This window comes from Planctomycetota bacterium (genome assembly GCA_035574235.1).
Lineage (GTDB): Bacteria > Planctomycetota > MHYJ01 > MHYJ01 > JACPRB01 > DATLZA01.
The window spans coordinates 1-11,570 of sequence record DATLZA010000156.1; the positions used below are offsets into that span (position 1 = coordinate 1).

At 69.7% G+C, this 11,570-nt stretch carries 12 protein-coding genes; 6 read left to right on the forward strand and 6 right to left on the reverse strand.

Features of this window, described 5'->3' with window-relative positions:
- Positions 1-41: 41 nt before the first annotated feature.
- On the forward strand, positions 42-617 hold the full coding sequence (gene ruvA, locus VNO22_14270) for a Holliday junction branch migration protein RuvA (protein ID HXG62531.1): 576 nt from the start codon (positions 42-44) through the stop codon (positions 615-617).
- Entirely contained in the window at positions 610-1,818 is a 1,209-nt protein-coding gene (locus VNO22_14275) for a tetratricopeptide repeat protein (GenBank protein HXG62532.1), read from the forward strand. Before ruvA ends, VNO22_14275 begins: the two co-directional genes overlap by 8 nt.
- Positions 1,819-1,827: 9 nt before the next feature.
- Here the strand turns inward: VNO22_14275 and VNO22_14280 are convergent, their stop codons facing one another.
- Genes VNO22_14280 through VNO22_14290 form a run of 3 tightly spaced genes read right to left on the reverse strand, consistent with a single transcriptional unit; the run spans position 1,828 to position 4,756 of the window.
- Positions 1,828-2,427, reverse strand: a complete 600-nt coding sequence (locus VNO22_14280; protein ID HXG62533.1) for a peptidoglycan recognition family protein — start codon at positions 2,425-2,427, stop codon at positions 1,828-1,830.
- Between the two features lie 29 nt (positions 2,428-2,456).
- Positions 2,457-3,449, reverse strand: a complete 993-nt coding sequence (locus VNO22_14285) for a glycerate kinase (protein HXG62534.1) — start codon at positions 3,447-3,449, stop codon at positions 2,457-2,459.
- The gene (locus VNO22_14290) at positions 3,446-4,756 is read right to left on the reverse strand and encodes a hypothetical protein (GenBank protein HXG62535.1); all 1,311 of its coding nucleotides are present in this window, start codon (positions 4,754-4,756) and stop codon (positions 3,446-3,448) included. The genes VNO22_14285 and VNO22_14290 overlap by 4 nt, the downstream gene beginning before the upstream one ends.
- 110 nt (positions 4,757-4,866) lie before the next feature.
- Between VNO22_14290 and VNO22_14295 the strand changes: the two genes are divergently transcribed.
- Positions 4,867-5,757, forward strand: coding sequence for a histone deacetylase (locus tag VNO22_14295; protein ID HXG62536.1), 891 nt, complete (start codon positions 4,867-4,869; stop codon positions 5,755-5,757).
- Here the strand turns inward: VNO22_14295 and pdxA are convergent.
- Genes pdxA through VNO22_14310 form a run of 3 tightly spaced genes read right to left on the reverse strand, consistent with a single transcriptional unit; the run spans position 5,754 to position 8,743 of the window.
- Positions 5,754-6,578: a 4-hydroxythreonine-4-phosphate dehydrogenase PdxA gene (gene pdxA, locus VNO22_14300; GenBank protein ID HXG62537.1), complete on the reverse strand. Its 825-nt coding sequence runs from the start codon at positions 6,576-6,578 to the stop codon at positions 5,754-5,756. The genes VNO22_14295 and pdxA overlap by 4 nt on opposite strands.
- Positions 6,578-7,315: a YebC/PmpR family DNA-binding transcriptional regulator gene (locus tag VNO22_14305; protein ID HXG62538.1), complete on the reverse strand. Its 738-nt coding sequence runs from the start codon at positions 7,313-7,315 to the stop codon at positions 6,578-6,580. Before VNO22_14305 ends, pdxA begins: the two co-directional genes overlap by 1 nt.
- A 42-nt stretch (positions 7,316-7,357) precedes the next feature.
- Positions 7,358-8,743: a CAP domain-containing protein gene (locus tag VNO22_14310; protein ID HXG62539.1), complete on the reverse strand. Its 1,386-nt coding sequence runs from the start codon at positions 8,741-8,743 to the stop codon at positions 7,358-7,360.
- Between the two features lie 132 nt (positions 8,744-8,875).
- Between VNO22_14310 and VNO22_14315 the strand changes: the two genes are divergently transcribed.
- The 3 genes from VNO22_14315 to VNO22_14325 are packed head-to-tail and all read left to right on the forward strand — an operon-like array spanning position 8,876 to position 11,569.
- A complete protein-coding gene (locus tag VNO22_14315; GenBank protein ID HXG62540.1) occupies positions 8,876-10,054 on the forward strand; it encodes an amidohydrolase in 1,179 nt (392 codons plus the stop codon).
- Complete coding sequence (locus tag VNO22_14320) at positions 10,051-10,863, forward strand: hypothetical protein (GenBank protein HXG62541.1); 813 nt, start codon at positions 10,051-10,053, stop codon at positions 10,861-10,863. Before VNO22_14315 ends, VNO22_14320 begins: the two co-directional genes overlap by 4 nt.
- A gap of 46 nt (positions 10,864-10,909) precedes the next feature.
- A complete protein-coding gene (locus VNO22_14325) occupies positions 10,910-11,569 on the forward strand; it encodes a succinate dehydrogenase cytochrome b subunit (protein HXG62542.1) in 660 nt (219 codons plus the stop codon).
- Position 11,570: the final 1 nt, after the last annotated feature.

The window sequence follows — 11,570 nt, forward strand, 5'->3', positions numbered from 1 at the left end:
CGCCTGTACAACCGGCGGGAGGACGGCTATAATCCCGCGCCGTGTACGAGTACCTGACGGGGCGTCTGGTCGTCCGGAAGCCCTCCTACGCGGTGGTGGATGTGAACGGCGTCGGGTACCGCGTGGACATTCCTCTTTCGACCTACGAGCGCCTGCCCCGCGAGGGCACGGTCCGGCTTTTCACCTACCTGCGGGTCAGCGAGGACGGCCACCGGCTTTACGGCTTCGCCACGGAAACCGAGCGCGAGATTTTTCTCCGGCTCGTCGAGGGGGTTCAACAGCTGGGGCCTTCGAAGGCGGTGAGCATTCTTTCGAGCTGCACGCCCGAGGATCTGCGGCGCGCGATCGAGGAAGGGGACGTGGCCTTCCTGAAGAACATCCGCGGCGTGGGGGAAAAGATCGCCAACCGTCTGGTCGTGGAGCTGCGCGGGAAGTTGCCGGAGCCGGGAGGGAAGGAGGGCGACGGCGCGTCCCTAACTAAGGATGCCGTGGGGGCGCTCGTAGCCCTGGGGTACGACCGCCGGCAGGCCGAGGAGGCGGTGCGGCGGGCGCAGAAGGAGCTGGGGGCGGGCGCTCCGGTCGAGGAAGTCATCAAGAGGAGTCTGGCGCATGTCTAGGGCCGCGGTTCTCCTGGCCGCCGTGGCGGCGGCGGCCGTTTCGGGATGCCACACCTGTCCGGATCATCGCGCGGCGGAGCTGGCGTTCGAGCTGGCGTACTTCAATTACCAGAACGGGAAGTTCGACCAGGCCAAGACGCTCTACATCCGGGCGCTGGAGAACTGCCCGAACGATTACGACGCCCTCGTGGGGCTGGCCAACGCCAGCCGGGAATACGGCAACGAACTCTTCCGGGCCGCCCACGCGCTCGTCGAGCAGGGCAAGGTGGACCAGGCGCGCAAGATGTTCCAGGAGGCCAACGAGAACCACGTCGAGGCCGAGCGGTTCTTCCGGACGGCGATCGAGCGGCAACCCGACGACATGCTGCCGCATTACGGGCTGGGCCAGCTTTTCTACCAGCGCGCGGTGACGCCGTTTCCTTTCCCCTATCCGGTGGACGACAAGGAGAACCGGCGCCGCGAGCGGGACGCGGCGATCCGGGAGTTCAAGCTCGTCGTCGAGCGGGGGGCGCATCAGCTCTACCAGGTGCACCGCTACCTGGGGCTGGCGCTCTTCGCCGCGGGGAAGATGGACGAGGGGCGGTATCACCTTCAGATCTTCCACGAGGCGCAGGAGAAGATGTTCAACGTCTGGGTGGACCGGCCGGCCGAGACGGACGAGGAGAAAAAGCGCAAGGAAGCGGCGCTGCGGCAGCTCGAGCGGGAAATCGAGGACGTCCGGAGCATTCTCCTGGTTTATCAGGAGGATCTCGAGCGGCGGCGCGATCTTCTGCAGACGAAATCGCCCCGATCCGCGGAGGACGAGCGGGACCTGGCGCAAGTCACGCGGGAGCTGCTTGCGCTCGAAGGGATGCTCAAGTCGTTCGTCCTGACGCGGCTGGGGCCGGAGGAGATGGAGCTCCGCCGTCGCTGCGCCGAGTATCTGGATCTCTTCAACCGGGGCGCTCTCGACCAGATTCTGGCCCAGGTGGCCCCCCGGGGGGGCGAAGAGGAAGCCGTCCGCCGAACGCTCCGCCGCAAGGTGGAGGAGGGCACTCAGTACACCAAGGTGCGCTTCACATCGATCGCGGTGGCGGGGGCGCAGGGGAGCGTCGGCGTGGTGTGCGATCTGGTGACGCGGAAGGGTGTGCGTCCGGAGACCGAGCTGCTCCTGCGATGGCAGAAGGTGGGCGGGCGCTGGATGGTTTCGGAACATCCCTGAGGCGGCCCGTCACCGCGCGGCGGCGGGCGACTCCGCGCGCGGGCCGAGCCGGCGGCCCAGAACCGCCCGGAGCTCGTCCATCGGCAACCCCCGGCCCGGGCAGAGGGTTTCGGCGTCCACTTCCCGGTGGGATCGGACGCGCTCGGCCGGGATGCCGTACTCGCGGCAGAGCCGTTCCAGGAGATCCAGAAGCGCGGCCAGCTGCTTTTCCGTGGGCGGGGCGCTCCGGAGGTCGCCCACGAGGCACACGGCGATCGACTGCGCGTTGACTTCGGAGTTCTTCGTGTGGGGACCGGGGATCTGGTCCCTCCAGCGGTATCCCGCCTCGATGCCGCCGTCGGGGGAACCCGAGCCGTTGCCGACGATGAAGTGGTACGCCAGTCCGCCCAGGCGGGGGCGGTGGTCGCGTTCGAACGCGGCGGCGCTGCCCCCATGGGTGGCCGAATGGTGCAGGACGATCGACCGGAAGGAGGGATTCCGGGGGGCCTGCGGCTCATGGGGCGGCGGCTCGGGGAGAACGGCCTCCGATTCTCCCGCGCAGAACGCGTACACGGTGAAAAGGGAAAGCCCCGTCGCCACGGAGAAAAGCAGGATGTCCAGAGGCTTCATCTCGAGGTTCCGGATCGCGCCGAAAGATCTTATCGGCCGTCGTCGAGCCGGGCTTTAATCCAGCGTCCCGCGCGTTCCGCGGCGCGCACGAGCGCTTCCGCCGACCGGTCGCCCGTTTCGAACGCCGTCCGGTTCGGCAGCTCGCAGCGGCCGCAGACGAGCACCACGGGCGCCGGAGAGAGGCGCATCACGGTTCCCACCGCCTTTCCGCCCAGGGACGTGCGGTCCACGCATCCTTCGCCGGTGACGACGAAGTCGCACGGGCGGGGGAATCCGGCCAGGCGCAGGATGAACTCCGCGCCCGGAACGAGGCGCGCGCCGTAGGCCGCCAGGCCGGCCGAAAGCCCCCCGGCGGCGCCGCCGTGCCGGATCCGGGAGACGTCGGCGCCGGTTCGCCGACGCAGCTCCCGGGCCCAGTCGCGCAGGCGGCGCTCCAGGATCCGGACCTTTTCCGGCGTGGCGCCCTTCTGGGGCCCGAAGACGGGCGCCGCTCCCCGGGGACCCAGAAGGGGGTTCTCGACGTCGCAGAGGACCGTCACGCGGCGCACGATCGCGGGCGTGAGGACCTCCAGGGCGCCCGCGCCTCCGTCGACGGTGGCGCTGCCGCCCACGCCCACGAGGATGCGCCGGGCGCCTTGGGCGAACGCGTGGGCGATGAGCTCTCCGGTTCCCCGGGTCGTCGTCACGAGCGGGTCGCGCCGGTCCGGGGGGACGAGCCGGAGGCCGCTGGCGCGGGCCATCTCGATGACGGCGGTCCGGCCCGACCGGAGATACGAGGCGCGCACGGGGCGGCCCAGGGGACCGGTGACCCGCACGGAGATGAGGCGCCCTCCGAGGGCCGCGCGGAGGGCCTCGAGCGTTCCGTCCCCGCCGTCGGCGACGGGCACGAGTTCCAGCCGCGCGCGGGGCAGGGCCCGGCGGAGTCCGCGGGCGATGAGACGGGCCGCCTGTCGCGGCGAAAAGGTTTCCTTGAAGGCGTTCGGGGCGACGACGATGCGGGGGCGGGAGGGGGCGGCGCTCACTTGCCTTCTTTCTGCTCCTCGCGTTTGAGCCAGACCTCCCACTCCTGTTTGGACTGGGCCTTCGTGGCTTCGTTGGGAAGAGGGCGGTTCTGGCCGGTCAGCTCGTTGAGGACTCGCACCGCCGCGCGGGCGATCATGATGTCCGCGTCGTCGATGTGCCGGACGAGGTAAGGATAGGCCGCCGGGCCCATGGCCTTGACCTTGGCGAAGGCGAGACCCTCGGGCCGCTTGGGGTCGTCGAACCCTCCGCCGGGCCGGAGCATTTCCATGATCTTGGCCCAGTCGGCGCGGGCGGGATCCTCGCCGACGATGCGGGCGTTCTCGGCTCCGCCGCCCTTGCCGCCCCGCTCGGCGATCTCCTGACGGTTGCGCTGGTACCATTCCAGCCAGTAGGCGAACTCGTTGCCGCGGTAGTAGGCCGAGTTGACGTATTCGAGACTGACCGGATTCTTGCCCGATTCGGTCGCGATCCGGTGCTTGACGCAGATGTCGTGCATGGCACGGAACGCGCCCCGCGCGATCTTCTCGTCGTCGCTGAGCATGCCGTCCAGGACGTAGGGCAGCCAGCGGGGATCGTCCTTGACGATCTCGTCGATGCGGTCCGCGGAGACGAGCTTTTCGAATTCCCGGGTCAGCTCCGCGTCTCCTCCGAGGGCCGCCGGAGCCCCCGGGACGTACTTTCGGGCTCCGGGTTCGAAGGTGGCCGGGGCCTGGTAGCTGCCGCCTTTGCGGGTGAGGGAGGCGGGCTTGGCGGAGGCGTCCTTGCGGGCGGCGAGCTGCCGCTGATACTCGGCTTCGGCCGCGGCTTCTTCCTCGCGCGCCTTGCGGGCGAGTTCCTCGGCTTTCTTGCGACGCTCCTCTTCGCGGGCCTTCCGCGCGGCGGCCTCGGCCTCGCGGCGGGCGCTCTGGTTGTTGAGCATGACGATGAGGAGCACCACAAGGACCAGGAACCCCGCCACCGAGCCGACCAGCAGGGCCACGCCGGATCCGGGGCGGCGCCGGATGCGGGTGGCGGAACGGGATTCTTTGGCGATGCGTCCGGTCGGACGATCCGAAACGCCGGGCGCCGTGGCGGTCGCCATCTTGCGGTAAAGCGCCGTGGTCTTGCCTCGGCCGGAGGAGCCGGCGGCGGCCGGCGCCGGAGCCGGAGCGGAGGGGGCGGCGGCGACCTTGGGGTACTGGCCCGTCTGGCCCGTGGGGACGCGGACGGAGGCGCCGCAGTCGGGACAGCGGACGGAGGCGCCGCCGGCGACGCGGGTGACGTCGATCTGGGACGGGCAGCGCGGACAGCGGATCAGCCTGGCCATACCCTAATCTCCTCAGGATCGCCCCGTATCGCGGGATTATAGGGCGGCTCGGAAGACGCCTTCAAGAAGAACCCTTTTGCCGCGCGGAGGCCGCCGCTATACTCCGGGGCGTGACGCTTCTGGTGACGGATCCCCTCTACCTGGAGCATCGCGCGCCGGGCCATGTGGAGCGTCCGGAGCGGATTCAGGCGATTCTCGAGCACTTCCGCGGTCGGGGCCTGCTGGCGCGGCTGAACGCCCTGGCCGCGCGCGACGCCCGGGAGGAGGAGCTGACGCTCGTCCACGATCGCGCGTACGTCGAGTTCATCCGCCGGGCCTCGGAGCGGGGCGGGGGATGGCTCGATCCGGACACGTACGTCAACGAGCGCTCGTACGCGGCGGCCGTGCGGGCGGCGGGCGGGGTTCTGGCCGCGGTGGAGGCGGTGCGGGACGGGCGGGACCGGACGGCGTTCTGTCTGGTGCGTCCGCCGGGACACCATGCGCTGCCGGATCGCGCCATGGGGTTCTGCCTCTTCAACAACGTGGCGATCGCGGCGCGGTTTCTGAGACGGCGCGTTTTCATCGTGGACTGGGACGTGCATCACGGCAACGGCACGCAGGAGATATTCTGGGCGGATCCGTCGGTCGTGTATCTTTCGACGCACCGGTTTCCCTTTTATCCCGGGACCGGAAGGGAGGACGAACGGGGCGCGGCGGGGAACATCGTCAATCTTCCGTTCGAATTCGGCACCTCGCGGCGGACGTTCCTCGATCGCTTCGTCCGGGAGGTGCGCCGCGTCGGCCGCGAGTTCCGGCCGGAATGGGTTCTCGTCTCCTGCGGTTTCGACGCCTTCGCGGGGGATCCGATCGGGGGGCTGGGACTGGAGCCCGAGGACTACCGGGGGATGACCGAAGCGGTCCGCGAACTGGGGACGCCGGTCGTGTCGGCGCTCGAGGGGGGCTATGCGCTGGACGCGCTCGGCGCGTGCGCCGAGCAGCACGTCCTGGGGCTTCTGGATTAAAGGAGCCCGCGGCGGGCGCGGCACATCTGGACGGCCCGGCGGATCGCGGCGATCATGGGGGCCGGGTCGGCGATGCCCCGCCCGGCGATGTCGAACGCGGTGCCGTGATCGGGAGACGTCCGGACGAAGGGGAGCCCCAACGTCACGTTGACCGCGTTCGGGTCGAGCGCCTTCACGGGGCCGAGCCCCTGGTCGTGATACATCGCCACGATCGCGTCGGCGGGGCGTCTCCAGACGGTGTCGGCGGCGTAGGGGCCTTCGGCACGGAGGCCCTCCCGGCGGGCGATGTCGAGGGCCGGCGCGATCACTTCGATCTCCTCGCGCCCGAACTGGCCGCCCTCGCCGGCGTGGGGATTGAGTCCGCAGACCGCCAGACGCGGCTCGGCGACGCCGAAGAACTCGCGCAAGGCGCGGTCGGTTTCCCGCAGGACGCCCAGGATCCGTTCCGCCGTGAGGAGTCCCGGGAGCTTCCGGAGGGAGACGTGGGTGGTCACGAGCGCCACGCGGAAGCGGTCCGAGACGAAACACATGACCGGGAGGCGGACGCCCGCGCGGGCGGCGAGGTACTCGGTGTGCCCCACGAAGGGAACGCCCAGGCGGGCGATGCGCTCCTTGGAGACGGGGGCGGTGACGATGCCGTCCACCTTGCCGGAGAGCGCCAGGTCGGCCGCCTCGTCGATGGCGTCCAGCGCCTCGCGGGCGCCGCCCGAGCGGCGGCCGACCGTGACGATCTCGGCGTCGTACGGTTCGCGGAGGGCCTTGTCGACGACTTCGGGGCCGATGCCGGCGGGGTCTCCGAGCGTGACGGCGAGCTTGACCACTACGACTTGACGAGGGTCTCGGGCAGTTCGAAGTTCGTGTGCACCTTCTGGACGTCGTCGCTGTCGTCGAGGGCGTCCATGAGGGCGAGCACCTTGCGGCCCGTCTCCTCGTCCACCTTCACGTAGTCCTTGGGCAGGAGCGTCAGCTCGCTGCTGCGGAGGGGATACTTGGCGCCGAGGGCCTTCTTGACGGCCTCGAAGTCCTGGGGGACGCACGTGATGAGATAGGCGTCTCCGGAGACTTCCATGTTCTCGGCGCCGGCCTCGAGGGCGTCGGCCATCATCTGGTCTTCACCGGCGGCCGAGAGCGGGATCGTGATGGCCCCTTTGCGCTGGAAGAGGTAGGCGACGCAGCCGCTGGCGCCGAGGTTGCCTCCGTTGTTCTCGAAGATCTTGCGGATCTCATGAGCGGTGCGGTTCTTGTTGTCCGTGAGGCACTCGACCATGACGGCCACTCCGCCGGGGCCGTATCCCTCGTAGGTGACCGACTCGTAGGTGACGCCGGCGATTTCTCCCGTTCCGCGCTTGATCGCCCGCTCGATGTTCTCGCGGGGCATGTTGGCGGCGCGGGCCTCCTCGATCGCGTACTGGAGCTTGAGGTTGCTGTCGGGGTTGCCGCCGCCTTCCTTGGCGGCGATCTGGAGGGCGCGGGCGAGCTTGGAAAAGAGCTTGCCCTTCTTGGCGTCCGCGGCGCCCTTCTTGTGTTTGATGGAGGCCCAATGGGAATGGCCGGCCATGAATTCGATTATAGGGGCGCCGCCGGGGGGTGTCAAACGGGCTCAGCGCGCGGCGTCGGAAGCGCCGCGGATCTTCGCGGCCAGGGCTTCCACTTCGGATCGAAACGCTTCCGTTTTCATCCGGCGCGCGGAGTCCTCGAGCGTGGCGGCGAGCTGGCGCCGCTCCTGCGGCGCGGGCTTGGGCTTGCGGAGGAAGGCCTGGGCGACCCGCTTCAGCCGAAGCGCCGTCTCCGCGTCCTCGAACCAGGGGTCGGCCTCGGTGCCCTTGTAGGGTTTGCGCTGCTCTTCCAGGATCTTCGGGGCGTCCGGCGCGTCGTCCCGGACGGCCTTGAGGACCGCGGCCTGGCGGGCTTCGAGGTCGGCGGCCACCGGAGCCGTCAGTTCGGCGATCCGGCGGCGGCGTTCGGGGTCCAGGCAGAGCGTGCGGGTGTGGACGTAGAGGCTGACCAGCGCTTTCTGATAGGGCGCCGACGCCGGATCCCCGGCCTTCTCGAGCGCCTGGAGGTACCGGTCGGCCCGGCGCTGGACGACTTCGGCCGGGATGATCCAGTCGAACTTGATGTTGTCCGTTCCGGCGGGGAACGTCCTGGCGAACCGCTCGCCGTCGAAGAGGGCCGTGAGCGTCACCGTCCCGGTCCCCTTGAGGTCGAGAGCGTAGGCTCCGCTTTTCCAGCTCAGGGTCGAGGCGCCGTCGCTCGAGGTGACGGCGACCGAGCCGACCCCTTCGCCCACGTCGTAGAAGGAGTTGCCGTTCCAGTCCACGAAGAAGACGCCGCCGGCCATCCGCGGGTCCCGGCGGCCGAAGTCGTGCGTCGTGGTGTACGTGCCGCGGCCGTCGGGGACCATGCCCAGACCGATTTCGCGGTGCCGGGGGGACATCATGTTGCGCCGGTGTCCCCGTTCGGGCTGCATGCCGCCGGTGCCGCCGGGCCCGGCGTCGATGATGAAGCGACAGTGACTGTCCCAGCCGTTCCGATGGCCGGTGCCGGCATTCTCGGCGGTGTAAAGACCCGCGTAGCCGGCCGCGGCCACCCGGTCGGCGGGACGGGCTCCCGTGAATCCGGGCTTGGAGGGGGTTTCATCATGGCCCAGTTGGTCGTTGACGGTGATGTAGTGGCTGTGCTTGCGGGCCGCGTCGAGAAGATCGAGGTTGAAGATCAGCGGCGGGGCGGGCTTGAGCGCGCGGATTTCGTCCATGAACATCTTCCAGTCCACGAGGTTCCATTGACCTGTGGAATCCGTCTTGGCGTACGCCGCGATGCGCTCGGCGAAGGGGGCGGGATTCGCCCGCATGGCGTTCATGTGCTCGAGAGCGAGCGTTTCTTCCGGCGTGGGTTCCGGGTCCGGCGCCTGGTAAACCCGCCCGGAGTCCTGGGGGCGGGAGAAGGCGACCAGGAGCAAGGCCGGGACGGCCATCGCGATCCGCATGCACCCCTCCCGTGGAGCTTGGGAACGGGACTTTCTGTTGGGATTTTGACGAACTCTTTCGGCGCCGTCAAGGGGCGGTTCGGGTGTCCCGGCCTTGCGCGGGTCCTCCGGCGCGGCTATAGTGTCGGGGCCATGAAGCTCTCCCCGGAGGTGGTCCGGACCCGGGCGGAGGTCGTGTCTCTCCGGCGCGCGGTTCATCGGCATCCCGAACTGGGCTTCCGGGAAGAGCGCACGGCGGCCCTCATCCGGTCGAGGCTCCGGGCGTTCGGGGTGGAGCACCGGGCGGTCTGCGGAACGGGGACGGTGGCCCTCGTCCGCGGCGCGCGGCCGGGCCCCACGATCCTCATTCGGGCGGACATGGACGCTCTTCCCGTGCAGGAGGAAAACCGGGTTCCCTACGCGTCCCGGGTCCCGGGTCTCATGCACGCGTGCGGACACGACGGCCACGTGGCGATCGCGCTGGGGGCGGCCCGGGTGCTTCAGTCCCTGCGCCACCGCCTGGCGGGGAACGTGAAGTTCATGTTCCAGCCGGCCGAGGAGGGGCCGGGGGGCGCGGGGCCGATGCTTGAGGCGGGGGTGCTCCGCCGTCCCAAGGTGGAGGCGGCGTTTGCGCTTCATCTCTGGAACGAGATTCCGGTGGGCAAGGCGGGGATTCGCCCGGGACCGGTGTTCGCGGCGGCCGACGAGTTCGAGATGGTGGTGGAAGGGCGGGGGGGCCACGGAGCGGCGCCGCATCAGACGGTGGATCCCGTGGTGGCGGCGGCGCAGGTGGTGGCGGCCTGCCAGACGATTGTGAGCCGCCGGGTGGATCCCGTCTCGAGCGCGGTGGTCACCTTCGGAGAGATTCACGGCGGGACGCGGCACAACATCATCCCCGATTCGGTGCGGCTGACGGGGACGCTGCGTTCCTTCGAGGAGTCCGTGCGGCGCCTGTTGGCGCGGGAGGTCCCGCGGGTGGCGCGGCGCGCGGCGGCGGCGATGGGGGCGGGGCTCCGGTACACGTACCGCCCGGGCTATCCCGCCACGGTGAACGACCCGGAGATGACGCGCCGCGTGCGAGAAGCGGCCCGCGAGGTTCTGGGTCCGGGCGGGGCGTTCGAGTGCCGGCCCACGATGGGGGCGGAGGACATGTCCCTGGTCCTGCGCGAGGTGCCGGGCTGCTATTTTTTCCTGGGTTCCGCCAACCCGCGTCGCGGACTCCGCCATCCGCACCACTCCGCGCGTTTCGATTTCGACGAGGCGGCCCTGGCCGCCGGAGTCGAGATCTGGGTTCGACTGGCGCTCCGGTACTTGGGGGGGAACGGCTCATGATCGGCCCCGGCTGGTTCGTCTTCATCCCCGGCGGGATCAAGCGGGACGACGCCAAGATCCGCGCCCTGGCGGACGCGCTCAAGGTGTCCCTCTACGACGCGAAGATCATGCTGGGGGCTCCCGGCCCGCGGAAGGTGGCGGCCTTCGCCAGGCAGGAGGACGCCGAGATGCAGGCCCTGGCCCTCCGGCAGGCGGGCATCGCCGCGTTCGTCGTGGACAAGGCGCGTTTTTCGCGGCTGCCCAAGGTGTTCAAGGCGCTCAAGGCGGTCGAGGATCCTTCCGGGCTCGTCTTCACGATCGAGACGGCGCCGGCGCCGGGGGAGGTGACGGCCCGCACGTTCGAGCTGCCGCAGCCCAAGGGGCTGGTCCGCGCCGTGGTCCTGGGGTACTACACGCAGACGACGATGCACCGCGACGGAGGCCGGTCCAAGATGGCCGTGACGACGACCAGCCGCAGTCAGGTGCAGGAGCCGTTCATTCACCTGTATTCCGAAGATCCGCACACGATTCTCGAGATCGCGGGCACCCGGTTCGAGTATGCCTGGCTTCAGACGCTGGGCACCCTTTCCGGGGCGGCGCGGATGCAGAAGCTGGCCGAGCACCTGGCGTCCTATTACGGGGCGGTCTTCGACCAGACGCTCTTCCGCGCGCCGGAAGAGGTCCACGCGATCACCGCGGCGCTCAACGTGGACGCCGCCACCGGCCGCGCCGGTCAGGGGCTGGCCACCGCGTCCTCCTCCACCGACGATTCTCCCCTGGCCATGGCCGCTTCCCGGATCATCGTTTATTCCTTGGTCTACGGGCTCTGATATGCTATCTCTCTCAGCGCCGGGGACCTCCCTCGGCTCCCGCGCCATGCACGGTTCCTGGATGGGCCGGTTTCTCCGCTCCACCATCGGGATGAAGGTCCTGATGGCCGTCACGGGCGTGATCCTTTTCGGCTACACGATCGGTCACGTGGCCGGCAACATGCTCATCTTCGCCGGACGGGAGCGCATCAACGCGTATTCGAAGTTCCTCCACGAGAGTCCGCTGCTGCTCTGGGGGACCCGGGCGCTGCTGCTGGTCTCCTTCGCCGTGCACATCGGCGCCTCGATCCGGCTGGCCCGGCTCAAGTCCGACGCGCGCCCCGTCGGCTATGCGGTCAAGCGCTGGCCGGGTTCCAGCTACGCCTCCCGCACGATGTTCTGGAGCGGCCCGATCCTGGCGTTCTTCGTCATCTACCATATTCTGCACCTGACGACCGGCACGGTGCACCCCGACTTCCGCGACGACGTGTATCACAACCTCGTCAGCGGTTTCCGGCGCTGGCCGGTGTCCCTGGCCTACATCGGAGCGATGCTGTCCCTGGCGCTGCATCTGTCGCACGGGGTGTGGAGCATGCTTCAGACGGTGGGGATCAACCGGCCCGCGTGGGACCGGCCGCTGAGGGCGGCGGCGATCGTCTTCGCGGTTCTTGTGGCCGGCGGCTTCATCGCGGTGCCGGTTTCCGTCCTGGCCGGGTGGGTGCGCTGAG